The following is a 24,128-nucleotide window of genomic DNA, read 5'->3' on the forward strand; positions in this document are numbered from 1 at the left end:
GGTCACACCCCCGCGGCCTTGCGCTGGTAGTCCTCGATCCAGGCAGCGGTTTCGTGGTGCAGGTGCCGGATCAGCACTTCCTGATCACACAACAGGAATTCGTTGACGGTGCGAGACTCGATCATGGACTGGGTGGCCTCCAAAGTATTGGCGTCCTGCAGGCCGTACTCCTTGAACGTCACCGCCGCGAGTTCCTGCCCGATGCGTTCGCGGGGACTGCGCGCCTGCGGGAAGTACAGCGTGCATTCGAAGATATGCGTGTTGTACGACGTCGGCCAGTAGTGATAGGTCAGGTACCAGCCCTGCCCCCAGAACAGCACGACGAAGTTCGGGAACAGCTGGAACGAATCCAGGCCCCACGGGTCACATTTCGCCGGATTGAGGCCGACGGGCATCTCCCCCAAGTCGGGCGAATCCCACGGCCCGAACAGCCCGCTCTGGCAGATGTCCTCCATGGGCTTGCGCATCTCGGCGCCCATCTCCCACACCCGGACGCCGGAGGTGCTGACCAGCCGGTGCGGCCCGTCGATGCGGTAGTGCGGCGCCTCGAAACCGGCCTGGGCCGCGGCCTTCGAGTAGTTGGTGGGCGACTGGTTCGCATGCAGTACCGGTGCGTGGTAGAACTCCTGGAACGCGTCCATGTAGAGCTTCCAATTCGCTTTGACCTCAGAGCGATACGTGAACTTCGAGGTGAGTTTCTCGAACGGATAGCCCTCCAGACTCTGAACCATCGGGCCGAGGAAATCGCGCAGGGACTGCTCCGGTTCGGCGGCGAAGTTGACGAAGATGAAGCCTTCCCAGACGTCGCAGTGCACGGGCACCAGGCCGTACCGGTCCTTGTCGAGATCGAAGAACTCGCCCTCCTGCTGCACGAACGTCAGATTGCCGTCGAGGTCGTACCGCCAGGCGTGGTACTTGCAGGTGAACTGCTTGCAAAAGCCCTTGGTCTCCTCCAGCGGCATGTCGTTCCACACCAGCTTGTTGCCCCGGTGCCGACAGATGTTGTGAAAGGCCTTCACCTCACCGGCGTTGTTGCGGACCAGGATGATCGAGGTGTTCACGACCTTGAGCTCTTTGGTGAAGTAGCTACCCTTGCGCGGAAGTTGTTCAACGCGACCGACATTCAGCCACGCCCGCTTGAACACCGCTTTGCGTTCGATCTCGAACTGCTCGGGGCTGATCGAGTCCTCGTACGAGACCGGGTCGGTTCCCAACCGCGGATAGTGTTCGGTCCAACTGCCCTCGGGCGGCTTGGGGAACCGGGCCATGGCGCACTCCTCCTCGACGTGACTTCACAGCCGACGGTATCCGCCCGATGCTCCAATGACAAGTAGTTGATACTCGATGCCGCAGAGGTGTCGTCAGGCGAACTTGATCGCCGAGACATACATGTCGACGACCGGCCGAAACAGGTCGACGCCGTCGAGTTCGTTACTCAACACGATGGCATCGCTGGTGGCGAGCAGAATTTGAGCGAACGTGGCCGCCGGTATCAGCAACGTCCCACCCAGGCGGTCGACACCCTCGACAATGAAGCCGGCCAATGCCTCGACCACCTCAGATCGCCTGGCCGCCACTCGATCTCGCACGTCTGGGTTGCGCAGCAGATAGAGGGTGAACTCGTAGCCCAATGCGGCATGCTCGGCGCCGCGACCACGACTGAGCTCCAGCCAGCGTTCGGCGATCTCGTCGCGCTCGTGCGCTCCGACGCGCTCGGACCTCGACATCACTTCGGCGAATTTGTCGAAGTATTGGCGCCAGTAGCGGTCGTTGACCGCGAGGAACAGATCTTCCTTGGTGGCGAAGTGTTTGTAGATCGCCCCCTTGGTGTAGCCGGCGACCGACGCGATCTCATCGAGAGTCGCTGGTGCGAAGCCCTTTTCAGCGAAGACATCCTCAGCCGCATCCAACAGCAGCGAACGCGTGTGTTCCAGTCGCCGCTCCCGCGTCCAACGCTCCACCATGAAGAAATTCTGCCACAGATTCCGAGATTCCTATTGGAAACTGAGATACCGGTAGGTATCTTCGAGACGACACGAACTCGAGGAGGCCTCGTGAGCGAAATGCTGAGCAAGAAATCCACTGTTACCGAGCCGCTGGGCGGATCCGCGAATCTCGTTGGCAGCCAAGCGCCGTCGGCGCCCGTCAAGATCTGGGCGTTCTTCGGCGGCGCACTGCTGCTCTTCCAGATTTATGTCTGGACCCGCTGGGTCACCGGGCCGTATTTCGTCCGGGTGCCCGGCGGCCCGACCGACCCGCCGACCTACATGAAGGTCATGCTGATGGTGAACTGCGCCTTCATGGTGGTGGGGTTCCCCGCTGCCGTCTGGTGGTTCCTCATCAGGCCATGGCTGCGCGAGCGGCGCATCACGCTCGACGGCATGCTGTTCGTCTCGTGCGCCCTGTTCTTCTTCCAGGATCCCCTGCTCAACTACACCAATACCTGGTGCACGTACAACATGTGGATCTGGAACATGGGCTCCTGGACATCGAACATCCCCAGCTGGGTCTCCCCCGAATCGCCGGGACACCAAGTGGGCGAGCTGCTTCCCATCAACATGCCCGGGTACGGCATGGTCCTGGTGACGTTGATGGTCGGCTGTTTTGCGATGCGCAAGATCAAGTCACGCTGGCCGAACATCAGCAACTTCCGGTTGATCGTTGCCACATACGTCTTCTGTTTCTTCTTCGACTTCGTCATGGAGGGACTGATCCTGCTGCCGATCGGGCTCTTCGTGTACCCCGGCGCGATTCGCTCGGTGTCGTTCAACGCCGGTACGTACTACCAGTGGCCGGTCTACGAAGGACTCATGTGGGGCGCCGTCATGACAGCACTGTGTTGTCTGCGCTTCTTCACCGACGACCGCGGCCGCACCGTCGTCGAGCGCGGGCTGGACCACGTTCGCGGCGGGGTGTTCCGGCAACAGCTGGTTCGGTTTCTGGCGATCTTCGCCGCCTGCAGTGCCGCGTTCTTCTTCCTGTACAACGTGCCCGCCCAGTGGTTCGGCCTGCACTCCGACCCATGGCCCGAGGACGTGCAGAAGCGCTCGTACTTCAGCCAGAGCGTCTGCGACGAGAACACGCCCTGCCCGAACCCGGTGCTGCCCATGCCGACCAAGCGCTCCGGCTACATCAACGTCGACGGCAAGCTCGTCCTCCCACCGGGTAAAGAGATGCCCAAAGACGCTCCGGTACAGATCGGGAAGTGACGCCGCATGAGTGAGTTGTCACAGAAGCGAGCAATCGTCACCGAACCGCTCAGCGGGGCAGCCCTCGGGTCGCCGCCCAAGATCACGCCCGTGCGCATCTGGGCCGCGGTCGGCGGCGCGATCCTGGCGTTCCAGCTCTACGTGTGGACTCGGTGGGTGACGGGGCCGAACTTCGAGCGCGTCCCGGCGGGGCCGAGCGACCCACCGATGTACATGAAGGCGATCCTCTTCACCTGGACAGGCGTGATCATCGTCGGGCTACCGGTTGCGGTGTGGTGGTTCCTCATCCGGCCCTGGCGGCGGGAGCGGCGCATCACGCTCGACGGCATGCTGTTGATCGCGTGTGGCCTGCTGTTCTTCCAGGATCCGTTGCTGAACTACGTGAACACGTGGAGTACCTACAACACCTGGATGTGGAACCGGGGTTCGTGGGTGCAGGACGTCCCCGGCTGGATGTCGTTCGGCCAACCCGGTCGCATGATGGCCGAGCCATTCCTCATGAACGCACCCGGTTACTGCTTCGTCCTGTTGTGCACGATGCTCGGCTGCTGGGTGATGCGCAAGGCAAAGTCCAAGTGGCCCAACATCAATACGCTCGGTTTGATCGGCGTGGTGATCGTGTGGACCTTCTTCTTCGATTTCGTGATCGAGGGCCTGTTCCTCATGCCGATGGGCCTGTTCACCTATCCGGGTGCCGTCCGGGCCCTGTCGGTCAATCCCGGGACCTACTACCAGTGGCCGATCTACGAGGGGCTCATGTGGGGTGGCGTGCAGGCGGGCCTGTGCTGTCTGCGCTACTTCACCGACGACCGTGGCCGCACCTTCGTCGAGCGCGGTCTGGACACCGTGCGCGGTGGCTTTGTGAAACAACAGATCACGCGCTTCCTGGCAATCTTCGCCGCCTGTAGCGCCTTCTTCTTCGTGCTCTACAACCTGCCCGCGCAGTGGTTCGCCATGCACCAGGATCCCTGGCCGGAAGACCTTTTGAAACGCTCGTACTTCCTGATGGGCGTCTGCGGCGATGGCACCGATCGAGCTTGCCCCGACCCGTCGATCCCGATCCCCCTGCAGAATTCGAGCTACGTCGACATCCACGGCCAACTCGTGACGCCCCCTGGCGTCACGATTCCGAAACTCGTTCCCGTCGAGAAGGGCAAATGACTTGTTAAACAACACTTCCGCAGTTGTCAGACCGGTGCCGACCACCCCGTTCTACCGCGCTATCGGCGACGAGGTGGAGGTCTTCCGCGCCGCAGCCCGCCGGGGTCTGCCGGTGCTGCTGAAAGGCCCGACGGGATGCGGGAAGACCCGGTTCGTGGAGGCGATGGCGCACGAACTCGGGCGGGATTTGATCACCGTCGCGGGCCATGAGGACATGACGTCGGCGGACCTGGTCGGCCGGTTCCTGCTGAAGGGCGGTGAAACCGTCTGGGTGGACGGGCCTTTGACGCGGGCGGTGCGCGAAGGCGCCATCTGCTACCTCGATGAGATCGTGGAGGCGCGTCAGGACACCACCGTCGTCATCCATCCGCTGGCCGACCACCGTCGTGAACTGCCGGTCGACCGGCTCGGCGTCACGTTGCCTGCGGCCCCCGGCTTTCAGCTCGTCATCTCCTACAATCCCGGCTATCAGAGCGTCCTGAAGAACATCAAGGAATCGACCCGGCAACGGTTCGTCGCCATCGAGCTCGACTTTCCGCCGGCCGCCGCCGAGACGGAAATCGTGATGCACGAGGCCGGCATCGATGCCGAAACCGCGCGCAGCCTGGTCAAATTCGGCAATGCCATCCGCAATCTGGAGGGCTCACCGCTTCGCGAAGTGGCGTCCACCCGCATGTTGATTCTGGCAGGCGAATTGGTCGCCGAAGGGCTGAGCATGCGCAGTGCCGTGCAGTCGGCGGTCGTCAAGGTGCTCTCCGACGACCACGACATCGTGCGCGCCCTCGGCGAGCTCGCGGACGCCGTCCTCCCCCGGCCGTGACCGATTCCGCCGGCCCCGAGCAGTTTCGGCTCCTCGCCACGCATGTCGCGGGCCGACCGGTCGATATCGCCGAGGCACGGGAGGGCGGCGCGGCATATACCGATGGCCAGGTCGTCTACGTCTCCGCGGCGCCGCCCGCACAGCAGCGCCGCGAGGTGCTGGTGCAGAGCGCGCTACTCGGCGCGGGCAGCCTCGATGCGCCGCTACTGAAGGCGCTCCGCGGCCGCCCCGCCATCGCGCGCCGTTACTTGGCATTGGAAGGTCGTCGCGTCCTGGCCGAACTGTCCCGCGACCTCCCGCTCGCCGCCGGACTCGGAGCCGGGCAGCCCGACACGGCAACCGCCGACGAATCGCTGCGAATCGCGAAGGGCCGCAACGCCGTCGACGACGCACCGGACTGGTTCGGGGTCATCAGGCCGTCTCGGCTGCTGGCCTCCCCTGTGGGTCCAGGCTCGAAGCCCACAGATAAGGACCTCCAGCTGAAGTTCGAGGTGCCGGACGTTCAGGAGGAACTGGACGACGAGGACGACGAGACGGGCGAATCCGAGGACAGCAAGATCCTCAAGCTCTTCGAGGCGCCGATGGCGTCCCGAACGATGTCTGATTTCCTCTCCAAGCTGTTCGGCAGTTCACGATCGAAGGGCGAGGACAACGCCGGCGCCGAGATGCAGATCGGCAGTGTTCGGCGCGTCGGCAAGGTCGGCCCCGATGCGCGGCCCTTACCCACGCAGATCCGCTTCACCAACGAACGCCGGCCCAGTGCCACGCTAGGAGTCGGCGGCGCCCTCCATCCGGAGTGGGACGTCTTCGCGGGCCGGTACAAAGAGAACTGGTGCCGGGTCATCGACTTTCCGCTGACCGCCGCCGCCGATGTGTCGACGGCCGGGGTGCCGCACGACGATGTGCTGCGGCGACGTTTGTCGCGAATCGGCCTTGGCCCGAAGGTCCTTCGCGGCCGAGCCGACGGCGACGAGCTGGACATCGAGGCGCTGATCGACCTGTTCGTCGACCTGCGCTCCGGGTTCTCACCGCCCGAGCACGTGTATCTCGAGCAGCGCAAGCTCTCGCGCAATCTCGGCGTGCTCATCTTGGTCGATGCCTCGGGTTCGGCAACCGAGACCGACTCCGGCGGCCTGGCTGTCCATGAACACCAGCGCCGGGCGGCTGCCACCATGGCCGCTGTGCTCGAAGAGCTCGGCGACCGGGTGGCCGTCTACGGTTTCCGGTCGCAGGGCCGCCACGCGGTCCACCTGCCTGCGATCAAGCCGTTCGGGCAGCGGTTCGGCGCCGTGGGACGTGCGCGGCTGAATCAGCTTGAGCCGTCCGGCTACACGCGGCTGGGTGCCGCCATCCGTGGTGGGGGCGAGATCCTCAAGGAACAGGCGGGCACACCGAACCGGCTGCTCCTCGTGCTGTCCGACGGATTCCCCTACGACGACGGCTACGAGGGCCGCTATGCAGAAGCCGACGCGCACAAGGCACTCGAAGAGTTGCGCATGGACGGCGTTGCCTGTCTGTGTCTTTCGATCGGCGGCGCCAGTGAGACTGAAGCTCTCGAGCGCGTCTTCGGCTCCGCCAGTCATGCCAGTGCCGGCACCCTGGCCGAGCTGAGCCCGCGCATGGATGAGCTGTTCCTGTCGTCACTGCGGGAGTTGGCCGCACCGAAACCAGCGGGCGGTTAGACCGCTGATATCAAGTACTTAACAATTTCCCGGCAGTGCGATATGACTGAGAAGACGACTTTCTCGTCATGAGGTCGAATGAGTGGGGAACTTGTGATCGATGTTGCGCACCTTGCTGATTGGATGGACCGGTCGGGACTACCCGGAGCAGGCGAACCCCTCGAAGCCGCATACCTGTCCGGCGGCACGCAGAACGTCATCTACCGGATCACCCGTGGCGAGCACACCTGCGTTCTGCGCATGCCGCCGCTGGAGGCTCCGGCCGACCGAGACCAGGGCATCTTGCGCGAGTGGCGCATCATCGAAGCCCTCGACGGCACCGATGTGCCGCACACCGCAGCGGTGGGAGTGTGCGAGGACGCGACGGTACTCGGCCGGCCGTTCTATTTGATGGGCCACGTCGACGGTTGGTCTCCCATGGACCAGCACGGCGTATGGCCCGACCCGTTCCGCAGCGACGTCGACGCGCGTGCGGGTCTGTCGTATCAACTCGCAGAGGGCATCGCCCTGCTGTCCAAAGTCGACTGGAAAGCCAAGGGACTGCATGATCTTGGCCGCCCCGATGGCTTTCACGAACGCCAGGTCGATCGCTGGACCGCCTTCTTCGAGCGCATCAAGGGCCGGGAGATCGACGGCCTGGCCGTCACCACCGAGTGGCTGCGCAGTCACCGGCCCCTCGACTTCATCCCCGGGCTCATGCATGGCGACTACCAGTTCGCCAACGTGATGTACCGGCACGGCGCACCGGCAACCATGGCTGCGATCGTCGATTGGGAGATGGGCACGGTGGGCGACCCCAAGCTCGATCTGGGCTGGATGGTGCAGAGCTGGCCGGAGAATACCGATGCACCATCGGCCATGAACTACGTGGACATGCGCGGAATGCCCTCGCGCACAGCGGTCGTCGACCACTATGCCAAGGTGTCCGGACGCCAGGTCGACGATCTGGACTACTACCTCGTGCTGGCCAAATGGAAGCTGGCGATCGTGCTGGAGCAGGGCTTCCAGCGAGCCGGTGACAACGAGAAACTCCTCGCCTACGGACCTGTCGTCACCTCGCTGATGCGTGAGGCGGCAGAACTCGCCGAGTCCAGCGACTACCGGTGAGAGCCGTCGTCTGCTCCGGTTACGGCCCACCGGAGGTGGTCCGGGTCGACGATGTCCCGGCACCCACCCTGTCCGCCGGGCAGGTCCGGGTCCGTGTCCATATCGCCGCGGTGAACTTTCCCGACGTGCTGTTCATCGCGAATCAGTACCAGGTCAGCGTGCCGACGCCGTTCGTGCCGGGTAGCGAATTCGCCGGCATGGTCACCGAAGTCGCCGAAGCCACAGGCGATTTCGCGGTCGGTGACCGGGTGTCCGGTGCCGCTCTGCACGGCGCTTTCGCCGAGGAGGTGGTGGCGCCCACCGCCGGACTGACCCGCATCCCCGACGGCATCGACGACCGGACGGCCGCCGCATACGGCGTCGCCCACGGCACCGCCTATCACGCGCTGCGGTCCGCGGCGCAGGTTGGCTCCGGGCAGGACCTGGTGGTGCTGGGCGCCGGGGGCGGTGTCGGGTTGGCTGCCGTGCAACTGGGCGTCTTGCTCGGCGCGACCGTCACGGCGGTGGCGTCATCGGGCGAGAAGCTCTCCGTGGCAGCGTCATACGGCGCCGCCCACCTGGTGAAGCACGGCACCTCGGACCTGCGCGACGCCTTGCGTCAAGCCGTCCCGGACGGCGTACACGCGGTCATCGATCCGGTAGGAGGCGATGTCTCAGAACCGGCACTGCGATCACTGCGGCCCGGTGGCCGCTTCGTCACCGTCGGCTTCGCGTCGGGTGTCATTCCCCGCATTCCCATGAATCTGATCCTCATCAAGGGCGCACACGTCATCGGCTTCCAGCTCAGGGACATCCCGCCCGACGAATTTCAGCGCAACCGAACCGAACTCGCCGAACTACTGGCCGCTCGACGGGTGGTGCCCCACGTCGGCGCCGTCTTCCAGCTCGACGACGCCGCGCGGGCCCTGCGCCTGGTTGCCGACGGCAAGGCCGTTGGCAAGGTCCTCATCGACGTCGCTGAATCGAGGTAACCGGCTAGCTTGCCGGGACGAGGTCCGCGGCGACCGAGGCCATCATGCCGATGCGGAACGTCTCGGTGCAGTTGACCGCTCGCTGAATACCGCAGGCGGCCAGCGCCTGAGACTTGAACGCCCTTGCCGCCGCGCTCAATTCGTGATGGACGGTGTCGATACCGTGCAGCTCGGCGGGACACGTGTCGCCCCACAACGTCACCTCGGTCTGGCCGGCCGCCAACGCAGCCAGGACTCCGCTGCGCACCCGGGGTTCGGTGTCGAACAGGTGGGCCGCGACGGCCACGGTCTGCGGGTGCGGCCGCGTCATCACGTCGATGAACGCAGACTCGAGGTCCGCGGCGTGGACGCCCAAAATCTGCAGCGGGCGGTCGTCTTCATCGCAGTCAGCGATCAAAACCGTGACGTCCCAGCCCGCCGTCACCCGGTCGAACAACCAGCCGCCGGCGTTTTCCACGGCCTCCGCGACGGTGGCGGCCACGACGTCGAATCGGTACTTCATCTTTGGCCCGTCGGGGCCAGCTCCCGGCGTAACGACTCCACGTAGTCCTTGAACACGTCGGTCACCGGCATCGAAGGATCGAGTAACCATAATGTCTCCATTCCGTTGACAAAGGCCAAAATCTGCACCGCCTTGACGGCGGGGTCCATGTCACTGCGATAGCGGCCAGCCTCTTGGGCTTCGCGGATGCCGTTGCTGAGGATTCCGAGCGCAGCTTCGTAGCGCCGGACCATGCGGTCGTGCAACGGCGCGTCGGGCAGGATGTTCTCGATCAACAGCACAGCGAACGTGCCGACGAGTTCCGGCGACCGTTCGAACCGCTCCGGCACGCGCATCAGTTCTTCGATCAGGTCACCACTGCGGTCCGCGTGGGCGTCATCGTCGGCGTCGCGCGCGTCGAGCACTGCGTGCAGCAGTTGCTCCTTGGATTCGAAATGGTGCAGCAGGCCAGCAGGCGTCACCCCCGCCTCGCGGGCGATCTGAGCCAATGACGTACTGCGCCAACCATTTCGGGCAAGCAGACGTTGCGCAACCTCGAGGATCCGCGCCTTACGGTCGTCACCCTTGGCAAAGAGTGAGGCGTAGGGACGAGGCTCCGTCACGCCTGCTCCCTTCGGCCGAACTAACCTAGTGAACACACAGTAGGTTGGTTTGACCGGTGTGACAAGGGTCTCAGCGAAATTGTTTCCGCTGAGCGGTCACAGGCCCAGCGACTTCGCGATGATCAGCTTCATCACCTCACTCGTCCCCGCGTATATGCGGGCCACGCGGGCGTTCATGTAGAGCCGGGTGATCGGGTATTCGAGCATGTAGCCGTAGCCGCCGAACAACTGAACACAGCGGTCGACCACACGGGCCTGAACCTCGGTGCAGAACAACTTCACCCGGGCCGCGTCGGCTCCGGAGAGCTCCCCCGCATTCAGCTCGGAGACGGCCTTGTCGACCATGGTCTGGGCAGCCTCGATCTCGGCCGACATCGCCGCAAGTTCGAACTTGGTGTTCTGAAACGACGCCACCGGCGTGCCGAATGCCTTGCGTTCCTTGACGTAATCGATGGTCGTGGCTACCGCGGCGCGCGCCTGGCAGACGGAACCGACAGCGACCGTCATCCGCTCCTGCGGCAGGTTGTGGCCGAGGTAGCCGAACGCCTCGCCCTCCTCCCCCAGCAGATTCGCCGCGGGTACGCGCACATCGGTGAAGGCGAGTTCGACGGTGTCCTGCTCCTTGCACCCCATCTTGTCCAGCACCCGGCCCTTTTCGAACCCCGGCATGCCGTCCTCGACGACGATGAGCGACAGCCCTCGCCGCCGGTTTTCCGGATCGGTGGACGTACGGGCCACCACGATCACCAAGTCGGCCAGTAGCCCACCGGTGATGAAGGTCTTGGCGCCATTGAGGACGTAGCTGTCACCGTCACGCACCGCGGTGGTGCGTACCCCGGCGAGGTCAGAGCCCGTGCCGGGTTCGGTCATCGCGACAGCCGTCAGCAGGGTGCCGGCCGCCAGGCCGGGAAACCAGCGAGCGCGCTGTTCCGCATTCGCGTAGTGCAGGAAGTACGGCAGGATCACGTCGAGTTGCGTGCGAACCGTCGAGAGCGTGACGAGGGCGCGTGCCGCCTCTTCCTGGAGCACGACGTTGTAGCGGTAGTCGGGTAATCCCGACCCGCCGTACTGCTCGGGAATGGCCATCCCCAGCATCCCCAGCGAGCCCATCTGCTCGAAGATCGAGCGGGGCATCTGGCCGTACTTCTCCCAGTCGGCGAAGTACGGCTGCACCTCCTTGGCGACGAAGTCGCGGACCAGCTTGCGGAAGGCCTCGTGGTCCTCGGTGAACAGATCGCGGCGCATCAAGACTCCAATCTGGGCACGGCCCATCGGCCGGTGAATATCGGTTCGCGTTTTGCGGCGAAGGCCGCATATGCCTCCGCGGCATCCGCGGTGGCGAAATTGACTGCCTGGGCCCGGGATTCGTTTGCCAGGGCGTCCCGGAGGGTGGCGTCGGCACCCTGGTTCAACAGGGCCTTGGCCTGCCCGAGCGCGACCGTCGGACCTGCCGCCAGCCGCGCGGCGAGATCGTCGACGAAGCCGTCGATCTCGGCCCCCGACACCACCCAGGTCACCAGACTGAGCGCCTGGGCCTCATCGGCGTCGATCATCTCGGCCAGCAGCGCAAGTCTTTTGGCCTGTTGCAGGCCGACGATCTTGGGCAACAGCCACGAGCCGCCGAGGTCCAGAGACAGCCCGCGCCTCGAGAAGATCTGGGAAAACCGCGAATCCGGGGTGGCGACCACGAAATCGCATCCGAGCGCCAGGTTCCAGCCGGCCCCGACGGCGACGCCGGTCACCTTGGCGATGGTGGGCAACGACAGCTCGTGCAGCGCCACCGCGACATCGGTGAGCTTCTGCAGTTTACGCAGCGGGTGGATGTCCTCGGGCTCGGAGATATCCGCCCCCGAGCAGAACGCTCCCCCGGCACCGGTGAGTACCACCGCCCGCAGCCCGGGATCACGGTCCGCCGCGTGCAGTTCCTCGGCCAGCCGCACCCACAGTTCGGGGTTGATGGCGTTCTTGCGTTCCGGACGGTTCAGCGTCAACGTGCGCACGCCGTCACGGTCCTCGCGGAGCAGCACACTCATCCGATGGCACCGCGCCCGCGCAGTCCGGCGATCTCCTCGGGGGTGTAGCCGAGTTCGGCCAGGATGGCGTCGGTGTGCTGGCCGAGACCGGGCACCGCACCCATGGGGAACTCGAAGCCTTCGATGATGGGCGGCGGCAGGATGGCGTCGATCAGACCGGCAGGCGTGTCGACCCGGCGCCACCGGTCGCGCTCGGACAGTTGCGGGTGCACCAGCACCTCGCTGGGCAGGTTGTAGCGGGAGTTGCCGATGCCGGCCTCGTCGGCGGCCTTCTGGATGTCTGCCAGATCATTGGCGGCGCACCATGATCCGATCGCCTCGTTCAGCACATCGCGGTGTTCGCACCGGCCCGGGTTGGTGGCGAACCTCGTATCGTCGGCGAGGTCGGGACGCTCGATGATCTCGCGTGCCAGGCGTTGCCATTCGCGGTCGTTGGTGGTGCCCAGCACCACGGTCTGGCCGTCGGCGGTAGCGAACGCCCCGTACGGCGACACCGCGGGCGAGCTCATGCCGAGGGGCTGCTGGTCGATGCCGGAATGTTGGGTGTAGGTCAGCGGGTAGCCCATCAGTTCGGCCATGGTGTCGAACAGGCTGACGTTAACCGCCGCGCCGCGGCGCGACCGCGCGTCACGCGAAAACAGCAGCGCCAGTATCGAAAGCGCCGAATACAGGCCCGACGAGATATCCGCGACAGGCGGGCCGGGCTTGGCCGGCGCGCCGGGTGCCCCGGTGATCGCGCACGTTCCCGACTCGGCCTGCACCAGCAGGTCGTAGGCCCGCTTGTGGGACAGCGGTCCGCCGGCGCCATAGCCGTCGATCTCCACAGCAATCACATGAGGATGTGAGCCGGCCAGATCGGCGGGCGAGATGCCCAGCCGCGCGGTGGCGCCCGGCGCCAGGTTCGACACCAGGACGGCGGCGCGGTCCAGGAGTCGATGCAGCACGGCCAGGCCGTCGTCCGTCTTCAGGTCGAGCGTCACCGACTCCTTGCCGCGGTTCGCCCAGACGAAGTGGGCGGCTTGACCTTTCACCACGTCGTCGTAGTCTCGTGCGAAGTCCCCGCCGTTCGGGTTCTCCACCTTGATCACCCGGGCACCGAAGTCGGCGAGCGTACGGGTACACATCGGCGCGGACACGGCCTGTTCGAGTGCGATCACCGTCACGCCCGAAAGTGGTGCGGTGTCTTCCCCCCGATCGCTGCGCTCTCCCCCGCGAGCGGGCGGTGCCCCGGGCCCCCGAGGTGTCACATGACCATCCCGCCGTCCACCGGCAACACCTGGCCGGTGATGTACGACGCGGCATCCGAAGCCATGAAGACGAATGCACCGGCGACCTCGTCGGGGTCGGCCCAGCGCTTCATCGGGATGCGGTTCATCATGTTCGCCGCGAACTTCTCGTTGGTGCGGATGGTCTCGGTCATCGGCGTCGCCGCCAGCGGCGCCAGCGCGTTGACCGTGATGCTCTTCGTCGCGAGCTCGCGCGCAAGCGATTTGGTGAAACCGATGATGCCCGCCTTGGCCGCCGAATAGTTCACCTGGCCGAGCGTCCCGGTCAGCCCGGCCGCCGACGTCACGTTGACGATGCGCCCCGTGCCGTCCGTCGGAAGGTAGGACAGCGCGGCCTGCGTGACGTTGAACGCCCCCATCACGTGGATGTCGAACAGCAATCGGAACGCGTCCTGCGTCGTCTTCTCGAACATCGCCGGCTTGGTGACGCCGGCGTTGTTGATCAGGATGTGCAGCGCCCCGTCACCCAATGCCGCCGCCTGCGCGACGGCAGCATCCGCGGAGTCACGATCTGACACATCGAGCGCCGCGGACTCGGCGCGACCGCCCGCCTGCGAAATACGTTCCGCCACAGAGGCGGCAGCGTCCTTGTCGAGATCGGTGACCAGTACAGCGGCCCCCGCGGCCGCCAAGGCGCCGGCCACCGCCGAGCCGATGCCCCCGGCGGCACCGGTGACCAGCGCCGCGCGTCCGGTCAGGTCGAAATACGTCCTCATCAGTAGCACTCCATCTCAATAACTGCGGGGAAGGCCGAGCACATGTTCGCCAAGGAAATTCAGGATCATCTCCTGGCTCACCGGTGCGATCTTCATCAGGCGGGATTCCCGGAAGTACCGCGACACGTGGTACTCCTCGGAATATCCCATGCCGCCGTGCAATTGCAGGGCCCGGTCGGCCGCGGCGAATCCCGCGTCAGCGCATAGGTATTTTGCGGTATTCGCCTCGCGCCCACAGGGTTTCCCGTTGTCATAGAGCCACGTCGCCTTGCGCAGGATCAGCTCGGCGGCATCCAGGCGGGCCAGCGAGTCGGCCAGCGGGAACTGCAGGCCCTGATTCATGCCGATGGGGCGGTTGAACACGTAGCGCTCGTTGCCGTACTTGACCGCCTTCTCCAGCGCGACCCGTCCGATACCGAGGGCTTCTGCGGCGATCAGCATCCGCTCCGGGTTGAGCCCGTCGAGTATGTACTTGAAGCCCTGACCTTCCTCACCGACCCGGTGCGCCTCCGGCACCATGAGGTCGTCGATGAAAACCTCGTTGGAGCTGACGGCGTTGCGGCCCATCTTGCGGATCGGCCGGATGTCCACGTGGTTGGGGTCGAGGTCGGTCAGGAACAGCGTCATGCCGTCGGTCTTCTTGGTGACCTGGTCGTATGGCGTGGTGCGGGTCAGCAGCAGGATCTTCTCCGACTCGATGGCCTTGGAGATCCACACTTTTCGGCCGTTGATCCGGTACTTGTCGCCCTCGCGCTTCGCGAACGTCGTGATGCGCGACGTGTCCAGCCCCGCACCCGGTTCGGTGACACCGAAGCAGACATGCAGGTCGCCGTTGACGATGCGTGGCAGCGTCTCCTTCTTCATCTCCTCCGATCCGTGCTTGACGACCGGCTGCATGCCGAAGATCGACAGGTGAATGGCGCTGGCTCCGTTCATCGCCGCCCCGGACCGCGCCACCTCCTCGAGCAACAGGGTGGCCTCGGTGATGCCCAGGCCGTGGCCGCCGTACTCCTCCGGGATGGTCATGCCGAGCCAACCACCCTTGGCGATGGCGTCGTAAAACTCCCGAGGAAACTCGTGTGCCTGGTCCTTCTCCATCCAATAGTGGTCGTCGAACTTGGCTGCCAACTGCGCTACCGATGACCTGATGAGCTCCTGATCTTCGGACAGCGCGAAGTTCATACCGGACGAGATCAACTGTTGGCCTCCGCAGCGGCGTGCAGCGCCTCGCCCCGAGTGCCCTGGGCATGGTGGCTGAGCGCTTGAATCGACACGTCGTGCCCCTCGGCCGCCTTGCGCAGCGCGCCGACCGTGGCCTGCTCGCGCGCAATGTGCCGGAGCGGATCGAAGTTGTACCAGCGCATCGCGTTCTCGTGCGTGATCTTGTTGATATCGCCATCCGGAACACTGTTGGCGGACAACACATCCCACAGTTCTTCCGGAGCGCCCGGCCACATCGAATCGCTGTGCGGATAGTCGGCTTCCCAGCAGATGTTGTCGATACCGATGTTGTTGCGCAGCGCGACCCCCACCGGGTCGCTGATGAAGCAGGTCAGGAAGTGCTCACGGAACACGTCGCTGGGCATCTTGCCTTTGAAGTCCTGCTTGGTCCACGTCGAGTGCATCTCGTAGGTGCGGTCCGCGCGCTCGAGGAAGTACGGAATCCACCCGGTGCCGCCCTCGGACAGCGCGATCTTGAGGTCCGGGTACTCCTTGATGGGCCGCGACCACAGCAGGTCGGCGGCAGCCTGCACGATGTTCATGGGCTGCAGGGTGATCATGACGTCCATCGGCGCATCCGGCGCGGTGACGACCAGCTTGCCCGACGAACCGATGTGGATATTCATCACCATTCCGGTGTCGCACAGCGCTTCCCACAACGGATTCCAGTACGGGTCGTGAAAGCTGGGGTACCCCATGGCCGCCGGATTCTCGGTGAACGTCAGCGCGTGCACGCCCTTCTCGGCGACGCGCCGCACCTCCTGCGCACATTTCTCGGCATTCCAGATCACCGGGATGGCCATCGGGATGAAACGGGCCGGGTAGGCACCGCACCACTCATCGATGTGCCAATCGTTGTAGGCCTGAACCAGCGCCAGCGAGAAGTCCTCGTCCTCGGTGGCGAACAGCCGGCCGGCAAAACCGGGAAACGACGGGAAGCAGATGGAGCCCAGAATGCCGCCGGCATTCATGTCCTTGACACGCTCGTCGACGTTGTAGCAGCCCGGGCGGATCTCATCGAGCCCCTGAGGTTCCAGCCCATACTCCTCTTTGGGACGGCCGGCGACCGCGTTGAGCGCGACGTTCGGGATGACGACGTCGCGGAACTTCCACATGTCGCTGCCGTCGGCGTTGTGCACGAGGCGGGGTGCGTCATCGAGGTACTTCGCAGGCAGGTGGTTCTTGAACATGTCCGGCGGTTCGACCAGGTGGTCGTCCACGCTGATCAGGATCATGTCTTCCTTGTTCATCCCAAGCCTTCCTCGTTCATCCCAAGCCTTCCTCCCACTCAGTTCTCTACCAATGAAAACTAGCTTCTCTCCCAGAGAGAATCAACGTCCACATAGACACATGCCGGCCGACCAGGCAACGCGCCAGCCGGAATGGCGCCCGGCGTTGACCGCGGCGACGAAACGTGCAAATGTATTAGTCAGAAATGAGAATCACATTCTCATCGACGAGAGGACCTGGCCGGATGCGCCTCCCCCCGCTGCCCGCTGACCGTTGGGACGACGAGGTCGACAAAGCGTTGGCCGGTCTCGTGTCGGACGAGCAGCGCGATCCCGAGAAGGTGAGCAATCTGATCGGCACGCTCGCCCGTCACCCGAAGCTGGCCAGGCCTTACCTTCGGTACAGCTTCTATCTGCTGTACTCCTCGACACTGCCGGAGTGGGTTCGCGAGCTCGCCATTCTGCGCGTCGCGCACCGGACCGGCAGCGAGTACGAGTGGTTCCAGCACGTCAAGATCGGCCGGCAGGCGGGACTGACCGACGATGAAATCGACGCGGTCACCCGAGGAGAGGCCGGCGACGACTTCGAGCGAGCAGTGCTGATCGCGGCCGACGAACTGCTGGACAAGTACACCCTTTCCGACGCCACTTGGTCAGCGCTGAGCGAGCGGCTCGAAGAGCGCCAGCTCATGGACCTGATGTTCACCATCGGTTCGTATGCCGCGCTGGCAATGGCTTTCAACACTTTTGGCACAGAGCTGGAACAGGAGACGTAAACATATGGCCCACTTCCCCAAACCTGCCGCAGGCAGCTGGACCGAGAACTGGCCCGAACTGGGTACAGCGCCGGTCGACTACACCGACTCCATCGACCCGGAGCAGTGGAAGCTGGAGCAGCAGGCCATCTTCCGCAAGACCTGGCTGCATGTGGGCCGCGTCGAGCGGCTGCCCAAGGTCGGAAGTTACTTCACCCGCGAGATGCCGTCGGTCGGCGCCGGCACATCCATCATCATCGTCAAAGACAAAGATGACACGGTGCGCGCGTTCTACAACCTGTGCCGGCACCGCGGAAACAAGCTGGTGTGGAACGACTATCCAGGCGAGGAAGTGTCAGGCTCCTGCCGCCAGTTCACCTGCAAGTACCACGCCTGGCGGTACGCGCTCAACGGCGACCTGACGTTCATCCAGCAGGAGCAGGAGTTCTTCGACGTCGACAAAGCCGACTACCCGCTCAAGCCCGTGCGCTGCGAGGTGTGGGAGGGGTTCATCTTCGTCAACTTCGACGACGACGCAGCACCGCTGCACGAATACCTCGGCGATTTCGCAAAAGGCTTGGAAGGCTATCCCTTCCATGAGATGACCGAGGTCTACAGCTACCGCTCCGACATCAAGGCGAACTGGAAGCTGTTCATCGACGCCTTCGTCGAGTTCTACCACGCACCGATCCTGCACATGAAGCAGGCGACCAAGGAAGAGGCCGACAAGCTCGCCAAGGTCGGCTTCGAGGCCCTGCACTACGACATCAAAGGCGACCACTCGATGATCTCGTCCTGGGGCGGCATGAGCCCGCCCAAGGATTTGAACATGGTCAAGCCGATCGAACGAATTCTGCACAGCGGCCTGTTCGGTCCATGGGACCGCCCCGACATCAAAGGCATTCTGCCGGAAGAACTCCCGCCGGCCGTCAACCCTGCACGGCAGAAGACCTGGGGCCAGGACTCCTTCGAGTTCTTCCCCAACTTCACCCTGCTGCTGTGGGTTCCTGGTTGGTACCTCACCTATAACTACTGGCCGACGGGCGTCGACAGCCACATCTTCGAGGCGAACCTCTACTTCGTCCCGCCGAAGAACACGCGGCAGCGGCTATCACAGGAGCTGGCGGCGGTGACGTTCAAGGAGTACGCGTTGCAGGACGCCAACACCCTGGAGGCCACGCAGACCCAGATCGGTACGCGGGCTGTCACCGAATTCCCATTGTGCGATCAGGAGATTCTGCTGCGCCACCTGCACCACACCGCGCACAAGTACGTCGACGAGTACAAGTCGGAACAGTCCGTGAAGACCAATGGGAGAGTTGCACATGTCTGAGACCGCCTTGCTTCCAGCAGAATTCGCCGATCTCGAGCGGTTCTCCGACTGGATTCTGGCAACAGAGCCGGAGCGCTACGCCAAGCGTCTGGCCTCCAGCATGGACGAGATGCAGGACCTTTACGACGTCGGAATGGCGCGGCTCGAAGAGGTCATGGTCTATCTGGACGCCCGATTCCCGTTGCACGACATGCCAGATGACGCCAAGCGGCTGATGCATCTAATGCAATCGGTCGTGATGGTGTCCTTCCCTGTCGAGGTGTGGAAACAACCGCGCGTGCTCGACAGCGGGGCCGCGTGGGTCGAACTGGTGCGGGAGCCGGTGGTCTAGATCGTGCTCACTCTCAAAGCCGCTGGGCTACTCGACGTCGATGCCGGGGAGGTCGTTCGCCCCGGCATCGTCCGGGTCGATGGCGACCGGATTGTGGGAGTGGGCGGTCCGGTCGAAGGTGAGGTGATCGATCTCGGCGATGCGATCCTGCTGCCCGGACTGATGGACATGGAGGTCAATCTCCTGATGGGCGGGCGAGGCGAAAACCCCGGCCTGTCCCAGGTTCAGGACGACCCGCCGACTCGGGTCCTGCGCGCTGTCGGCAATGCCCGCCGCACCCTGCGCGCGGGGTTCACCACCGTGCGCAACCTCGGCCTGTTTGTCAAAACCGGCGGCTATCTGCTCGACGTCGCACTAGGCAAAGCGATCGATGCCGGCTGGATCGACGGACCGCGCATCGTGCCGGCCGGCCACGCCATCACCCCGACCGGTGGACACCTGGACCCGACGATGTTCGCCGCGTTCGCCCCGAACACACTCGAGCTCACCATCGAGGAGGGCATCGCCAACGGTGTCGATGAAATCCGTAAGGCGGTCCGCTACCAGATCAAGCACGGCGCCCAGCTGATCAAGGTGTGCTGCTCCGGCGGCGTCATGTCGATGACCGGTCCGCCTGGTGCACAACATTATTCGGACGAAGAGCTGCGCGCCATCGTCGACGAGGCGCATCGGCGCGGGCTACGCGTCGCCGCACATACGCACGGCGCCGAAGCGGTCATGCATGCCGTCGATGCCGGCATCGACTGCATCGAGCACGGCTTCCTGATCGATGACGAGGCCATCGCATCGATGGTCGAGCACGGCACGTTCCTGGTCAGCACCCGGCGCCTCGCCGATGCCATGGACGTCTCACACGCCCCGCCCGAGTTACAAGCCAAGGCAGCCGAGATGTTTCCCATCGCCCGCAAGTCGATCCTGGCCGCCTATGAGGCCGGCGTGAAGGTCGCCGTCGGCACCGACGCACCGGCCATCCCGCACGGCAAGAACGCCGACGAACTCGTCACCCTGGTCGAGTTAGGCCTGCCGCCACTGGCGGTGCTGCGGGCCGCCACCTCCACCGCGGCCGACCTCCTCAACGTCACCGACCGTGGCCGGATCGCCGAGGGCCTGCTGGCCGACATCATCGCCGTGCCGTCAGATCCGCTGTCCGACATCAGCGTTACGCAACACGTCAGCTTCGTGATGAAAGGGGGAAAGGTCTATGTCAGCAACTGACGAGATCGTCGCGATCCAGCAGCTCCTCGCCAAGTACGCGGTCACCATCACCCAGGGTGACATCGACGGCCTCGTCTCGGTGTTCACCCCCGACGGCACATACAGCGCGTTCGGCGACACCTACCCGCTGGATCGGTTTCCCGAACTGGTGGATGCGGCACCCAAAGGCCTGTTCATGACCGGGACAGCGCTCGTCGACCTCGACGGCGATACCGCCACCGGAACCCAGCCCCTGTGCTTCGTCGAGCACTCCACCCACGACATGCGGATCGGCTACTACCGCGACACCTACGTCCGCACGGACGACGGCTGGCGATTGCGCACCAGGGCAATGACTTTCATCCGTCGCAGCGGTGAACACGACTCCGGCCGGCCACACGCGGTAGGTCGCCCCCGCCCGTGATCGACGCAGCCACGCTCCCCGATGCCGCCGAATTCCGTGCACGCCTGACGGCATGGCTCGACGAGCACGACCTCACCCCGGGGCCCGACCACTCCTTGTATGGCCACCTTCGCCAGTTCGCCCGGGTGCAGAAGGCCCTCTACGACGCCGGCTGGAGCCGCTACGGCTGGCCTGAGCGCGCCGGCGGCCTCGGTGGCCCCGCGATGCTGCGGGCCATCGTCGGCGAGGAAGTTGTCGGCCGCCGGCTCGCCGAGCCCGGACCGTACTCGATGCTCGAGGTGCTGGCACCGACGATGATCGACTACGCGTCGCCCGAATTGGCTGCCGAGATGGTGCCCAAGCTACTCAGCGGTGAAGAGCAATGGTGCCAAGGATTTTCCGAACCGGGCTCGGGCAGTGACCTGGCGTCGTTGACCACCCGGGCCGTGCGGCGCGGTGACAAATGGGTCATCAACGGCCAGAAGGTCTGGACGAGCTTCGCGCAACATTCCCATCGGTGCATCCTGCTGACCCGCACCGGGGATGCGGAAACTCCGAACCACCAAGCCATCACCGCATTCTTCGTCGACATGGACTCCCCCGGCATCACTGTGCGTCCGCTGCGCACCATGCACGACGTGGACGAGTTCTGCGAGGTCTACTTCGACGACGTCGAGGTCGACGCGAGCCGGATGCTCGGAAAACCCGGCGACGGTTGGCAACTCGCGATGGACCTGCTCCCCTACGAACGCTCGACCTGCTTCTGGCAGCGCATCGCCTACCTATATTCGCGATTCGACGCCTTGATCCAGGAGGTCAAAGATCAGGGCCAGCCCGCGGATTCCGATCTGGGCGAGGTGTTTCTGGCCCTGCACACCCTGCGCTGCCGGTCCCGGGCCACCCAGCTGAGACTGGCGGAAGGGCACAAACTGGGCCCGGACACCTCGATCGACAAGGTGCTCCTGGCCGGTGCCGAACAACGGCTCTACGACGCCGCGCGCGATCTGCTGCCCGGCATCATCGAACTCGACGAAACCCCATGGCGCACCGAGTATCTGTACTCGCGGGCGGCCACCATCTACGGCGGCACCGCCGAAGTGCAACGCAACATCATCGCCCGCCGGCTGCTCGACCTCGGGAAGGAGTGACATGCCCGCGCACCTCGACGCCGAATCACTCGCGCTACTGGAAGACACCCTGCGCAAGACGATGTTGACATGCTCCGGTCCCGAGTTGGACGCGGCACTCACCGAGATCGGCTGGGCCGAGATGCTCACCGATATGGCCGATGTCGCGGTGCCGCTGGTGTTCCGCCTGCTCGGCGAGACCGGTTCACACGCTTCGATTCTCATGGACGTGGTGCTGTATGCCACCGGCAACACCATCGGCGACACTGTGGAACTGCCGCTGCCGTATGCCGGCAACACCTGGGTGGTGTGGGACCGAGGCGCTGCGAGGGTGGACCCCACCCTTGGCGGGTTGCCCCTGCGACGCGAAGACGAGGGCTATCCCATCCGCGTGGCCGAGGCGCGCATCGCCGTGGGCTGGTGGCTGGTCGGCTCAGCCCGGGCCATGCTGTCGCTGGCGCGTCAGCACGCGCTGGACCGGGTGCAGTTCGGCCGGCCCATCGCAGGGTTTCAGGCCATCCGGCACCGGCTCGCCGAGACACTCGTCGCCATCGAAGGCGCCGAAGCGACTCTGGGCCTACCGATCTCGGACAGCCCCGACCTGGTCGCGCTACTCGCCAAGGCCGCGGCCGGCAAGGCGGCCTTGACGGCCGCGAAGAACTGCCAGCAGGTGCTCGCGGGTATCGGGTTCACCGCAGAGCACGATCTGCACCGCCATGTGAAGCGCGTGCTGGTACTCGACGGATTGCTGGGCAGTTCAAGGGAACTCACCAAGAAGGCCGGAGGTGGGCTACGAGCCCGGGGCTCGGCACCGCGGTTAGCGCAGTTGTAGTCGCGGCGTTCCGGGCCGCGTCCTCACATGCGGCCACGCCGACGCTCTTCCCCGAATCTCAGCCCGAAGAACTTTGGCCACTTTGTTTACGCTGGTCACGGTAGGTTACTGGCGCGACTTGCGTGCTCATGTCCCGGAAGTCCAACCTTGTCGTTCGAACGCTTGTTCTATAGAATTAGGCATGGGAATCACGCCAGATCTCACCGCCGGCCTCGACACCCTCCGGGGCGTGCACTTACCCGACGACCTGGCTGGGGATGACGCGTTGGCGGCGATGCGCGTGCTTCTTTTGCTGCGCAACGTGGTTGATCATCTGACGGCGACGGTGGCCGGGGTGCTGGATTGGTTGGGTGTGGCCGCGGGGCAGGGGCGGACGCTGCGGGAGTTGTTGATGGTGTTGGGGTGTGCACCGAGCGTGGCGGAGCGGCTGGTGCGTATCGGTGGGGCGCTGCCGTCGTTGCCGACGCTGGCCGCCCACACCGGTGACGGGGCGATCTCGGGTGAGCACGTGGATGCGATCGTCAAGGGCATCAACCATATTCGGGCCCGCTCACCCGGCCCTGTGGACGAAGAAGCCCGATTCGGGCAGGTGACCGACCTGTTGGGGCAGTGCTTCTCCGGTGCCACCCCCGCCCAGATCGGGGACCGGGCCCGCCGGCTGGGCAACCGGGTCGCCGCCTCTGAGGGTGGCCTGCCCGCCGCGGAGGACCGGTCGATCAACACGGTCGATCACCGGGTGACCAGCGATGGGCGGTTGCAGGTGCGGGCGGATCTGGATGCCGAAGTGGGTGCCAAATGGGTGGCTGCGATGGAGCAGTGGTCGGCGCCGCGGCCCGAACCCGACGGCACCGCTGATGCCCGTTCGGCGGGACGGCGCCGGGCCGACGCGCTTGAAGCGGTGTTGGATATCGCCGCCCGGGGTGGGGACGTCGCCAGCGCGCCGCGCACCCAACTGCTGCTGACAGTGCCCGCTGACACCCCGGACCTGGCCCAGCTGGAGTTCATGGGATCAATCAGCGCGGCGACGCTGGACCGGCTGACCTGCGACACCACCGTCACCACGGTGATCGTGGACGGCGAGCAGGTACCACTGGACATGGGGCGGGACAAACGGCTGTTCCCGGCACCGCTGCGCAAAGCGCTGTATCTGCGCGATCAATGCTGCATCAAATGCGGCGGACCGCCCGGACGTACCCATGCCCACCACATCGTGCACTGGACCCAGCACGGCGAAACATCACTGAGCAACGGATGCCTGTTGTGCCCGGGCTGTCATGCCAATGTCCATCACGACGGCTGGGACGTCGTCATGGGCCTGGACAAACACCCCTGGCTCATCCCACCGGTGACCGTGGACCCACACCGGAAGCCCATCCCGGCCTACAACCGCCGCACCATGCGACTGGACGTGGCCGCATAGCCGCCTCACGCTCTATCCGAAACCTGCTGTGCACCTTGACAACTCAACAGTGATACGGGGATCGCGGGCCTGCTGCTTAGCTGGCGGAGCGGCAGCAGCAGACCCGCGCACCGGCCGAGCACGATGCTCGGCTCAGCTGCAGACGAACGGCGCGGCCGGCGGGCCTGCTTCATCGACCAGTAGGCGCCGCGACG

At 64.9% G+C, this 24,128-nt stretch carries 24 protein-coding genes; 14 read left to right on the top strand and 10 right to left on the bottom strand.

Annotated features, from left to right (window positions below; all coding sequences use genetic code 11):
• Window positions 1-2: 2 nt before the first annotated feature.
• Window positions 3-1,268 (bottom strand): aromatic ring-hydroxylating oxygenase subunit alpha, encoded by a 1,266-nt coding sequence (locus tag AC3WTE_RS06135; protein WP_492436468.1) that lies wholly within the window; start codon window positions 1,266-1,268, stop codon window positions 3-5.
• A 93-nt stretch (window positions 1,269-1,361) separates the two neighbouring features.
• Window positions 1,362-1,964: a TetR/AcrR family transcriptional regulator gene (locus AC3WTE_RS06140; protein ID WP_492436469.1), complete on the bottom strand. Its 603-nt coding sequence runs from the start codon at window positions 1,962-1,964 to the stop codon at window positions 1,362-1,364.
• 90 nt (window positions 1,965-2,054) lie between these two features.
• Here AC3WTE_RS06140 and AC3WTE_RS06145 point away from each other — a divergent pair, with 90 nt between their 5' ends.
• The 6 genes from AC3WTE_RS06145 (at window position 2,055) to AC3WTE_RS06170 (ending at window position 8,950) form a co-directional block, all read left to right on the top strand.
• Entirely contained in the window at window positions 2,055-3,209 is a 1,155-nt protein-coding gene (locus AC3WTE_RS06145) for a spirocyclase AveC family protein (RefSeq protein ID WP_492436470.1), read from the top strand.
• Between the two features lie 6 nt (window positions 3,210-3,215).
• Entirely contained in the window at window positions 3,216-4,370 is a 1,155-nt protein-coding gene (locus tag AC3WTE_RS06150) for a spirocyclase AveC family protein (RefSeq protein WP_492436471.1), read from the top strand.
• A gap of 1 nt (window position 4,371) precedes the next feature.
• Window positions 4,372-5,190, top strand: coding sequence for a CbbQ/NirQ/NorQ/GpvN family protein (locus AC3WTE_RS06155; protein ID WP_492436472.1), 819 nt, complete (start codon window positions 4,372-4,374; stop codon window positions 5,188-5,190).
• On the top strand, window positions 5,187-6,872 hold the full coding sequence (locus AC3WTE_RS06160) for a nitric oxide reductase activation protein NorD (protein WP_492436473.1): 1,686 nt from the start codon (window positions 5,187-5,189) through the stop codon (window positions 6,870-6,872). Before AC3WTE_RS06155 ends, AC3WTE_RS06160 begins: the two co-directional genes overlap by 4 nt.
• Window positions 6,873-6,950: 78 nt before the next feature.
• Window positions 6,951-7,979 (top strand): phosphotransferase family protein, encoded by a 1,029-nt coding sequence (locus tag AC3WTE_RS06165; RefSeq protein ID WP_492436474.1) that lies wholly within the window; start codon window positions 6,951-6,953, stop codon window positions 7,977-7,979.
• On the top strand, window positions 7,976-8,950 hold the full coding sequence (locus AC3WTE_RS06170) for an NADPH:quinone oxidoreductase family protein (protein ID WP_492436475.1): 975 nt from the start codon (window positions 7,976-7,978) through the stop codon (window positions 8,948-8,950). The genes AC3WTE_RS06165 and AC3WTE_RS06170 overlap by 4 nt, the downstream gene beginning before the upstream one ends.
• A 4-nt stretch (window positions 8,951-8,954) precedes the next feature.
• Here the strand turns inward: AC3WTE_RS06170 and AC3WTE_RS06175 are convergent, their stop codons facing one another.
• The 8 genes from AC3WTE_RS06175 to AC3WTE_RS06210 all read right to left on the bottom strand — a co-directional run bounded on the left by AC3WTE_RS06175 (window position 8,955) and on the right by AC3WTE_RS06210 (window position 16,560).
• Window positions 8,955-9,452: a hypothetical protein gene (locus tag AC3WTE_RS06175; protein WP_492436476.1), complete on the bottom strand. Its 498-nt coding sequence runs from the start codon at window positions 9,450-9,452 to the stop codon at window positions 8,955-8,957.
• On the bottom strand, window positions 9,449-10,054 hold the full coding sequence (locus AC3WTE_RS06180; protein WP_492436477.1) for a TetR/AcrR family transcriptional regulator: 606 nt from the start codon (window positions 10,052-10,054) through the stop codon (window positions 9,449-9,451). Before AC3WTE_RS06180 ends, AC3WTE_RS06175 begins: the two co-directional genes overlap by 4 nt.
• A gap of 96 nt (window positions 10,055-10,150) precedes the next feature.
• Window positions 10,151-11,299 carry an acyl-CoA dehydrogenase family protein gene (locus tag AC3WTE_RS06185; protein ID WP_492436478.1) on the bottom strand — a complete coding sequence of 383 codons (1,149 nt, stop codon included), beginning with the start codon at window positions 11,297-11,299 and terminating at the stop codon, window positions 10,151-10,153.
• The gene (locus AC3WTE_RS06190; RefSeq protein ID WP_492436479.1) at window positions 11,299-12,087 is read right to left on the bottom strand and encodes an enoyl-CoA hydratase/isomerase family protein; all 789 of its coding nucleotides are present in this window, start codon (window positions 12,085-12,087) and stop codon (window positions 11,299-11,301) included. Before AC3WTE_RS06190 ends, AC3WTE_RS06185 begins: the two co-directional genes overlap by 1 nt.
• Window positions 12,084-13,250 (bottom strand): CaiB/BaiF CoA transferase family protein, encoded by a 1,167-nt coding sequence (locus AC3WTE_RS06195; RefSeq protein WP_492436480.1) that lies wholly within the window; start codon window positions 13,248-13,250, stop codon window positions 12,084-12,086. The genes AC3WTE_RS06190 and AC3WTE_RS06195 overlap by 4 nt, the downstream gene beginning before the upstream one ends.
• Before the next feature lie 80 nt (window positions 13,251-13,330).
• Complete coding sequence (locus AC3WTE_RS06200; RefSeq protein ID WP_492436481.1) at window positions 13,331-14,089, bottom strand: SDR family NAD(P)-dependent oxidoreductase; 759 nt, start codon at window positions 14,087-14,089, stop codon at window positions 13,331-13,333.
• Between the two features lie 15 nt (window positions 14,090-14,104).
• Window positions 14,105-15,271, bottom strand: a complete 1,167-nt coding sequence (locus tag AC3WTE_RS06205) for an acyl-CoA dehydrogenase family protein (protein WP_492436823.1) — start codon at window positions 15,269-15,271, stop codon at window positions 14,105-14,107.
• Window positions 15,272-15,282: 11 nt separating this feature from the next.
• Window positions 15,283-16,560: an amidohydrolase family protein gene (locus tag AC3WTE_RS06210; protein WP_492436482.1), complete on the bottom strand. Its 1,278-nt coding sequence runs from the start codon at window positions 16,558-16,560 to the stop codon at window positions 15,283-15,285.
• Between the two features lie 224 nt (window positions 16,561-16,784).
• Here AC3WTE_RS06210 and AC3WTE_RS06215 point away from each other — a divergent pair, with 224 nt between their 5' ends.
• From AC3WTE_RS06215 to AC3WTE_RS06250, 8 genes are all read left to right on the top strand, one after another.
• Window positions 16,785-17,315 carry a carboxymuconolactone decarboxylase family protein gene (locus tag AC3WTE_RS06215; protein ID WP_492436483.1) on the top strand — a complete coding sequence of 177 codons (531 nt, stop codon included), beginning with the start codon at window positions 16,785-16,787 and terminating at the stop codon, window positions 17,313-17,315.
• 4 nt (window positions 17,316-17,319) lie between these two features.
• The gene (locus AC3WTE_RS06220) at window positions 17,320-18,627 is read left to right on the top strand and encodes an SRPBCC family protein (RefSeq protein ID WP_492436484.1); all 1,308 of its coding nucleotides are present in this window, start codon (window positions 17,320-17,322) and stop codon (window positions 18,625-18,627) included.
• Complete coding sequence (locus AC3WTE_RS06225) at window positions 18,620-18,958, top strand: hypothetical protein (RefSeq protein WP_492436485.1); 339 nt, start codon at window positions 18,620-18,622, stop codon at window positions 18,956-18,958. The genes AC3WTE_RS06220 and AC3WTE_RS06225 overlap by 8 nt, the downstream gene beginning before the upstream one ends.
• Before the next feature lie 3 nt (window positions 18,959-18,961).
• The gene (locus tag AC3WTE_RS06230) at window positions 18,962-20,173 is read left to right on the top strand and encodes a metal-dependent hydrolase family protein (RefSeq protein WP_492436486.1); all 1,212 of its coding nucleotides are present in this window, start codon (window positions 18,962-18,964) and stop codon (window positions 20,171-20,173) included.
• Complete coding sequence (locus AC3WTE_RS06235) at window positions 20,160-20,576, top strand: nuclear transport factor 2 family protein (RefSeq protein WP_492436487.1); 417 nt, start codon at window positions 20,160-20,162, stop codon at window positions 20,574-20,576. The genes AC3WTE_RS06230 and AC3WTE_RS06235 overlap by 14 nt, the downstream gene beginning before the upstream one ends.
• Window positions 20,573-21,703, top strand: coding sequence for an acyl-CoA dehydrogenase family protein (locus AC3WTE_RS06240; RefSeq protein WP_492436488.1), 1,131 nt, complete (start codon window positions 20,573-20,575; stop codon window positions 21,701-21,703). Before AC3WTE_RS06235 ends, AC3WTE_RS06240 begins: the two co-directional genes overlap by 4 nt.
• Window position 21,704: 1 nt before the next feature.
• Entirely contained in the window at window positions 21,705-22,514 is an 810-nt protein-coding gene (locus AC3WTE_RS06245; RefSeq protein WP_492436489.1) for an acyl-CoA dehydrogenase family protein, read from the top strand.
• 181 nt (window positions 22,515-22,695) lie between these two features.
• Window positions 22,696-23,934: an HNH endonuclease gene (locus AC3WTE_RS06250; RefSeq protein ID WP_492436490.1), complete on the top strand. Its 1,239-nt coding sequence runs from the start codon at window positions 22,696-22,698 to the stop codon at window positions 23,932-23,934.
• Window positions 23,935-24,128: the final 194 nt, after the last annotated feature.

Source organism: Mycobacterium sp. FW102-FHT13B02 (genome assembly GCF_058790275.1).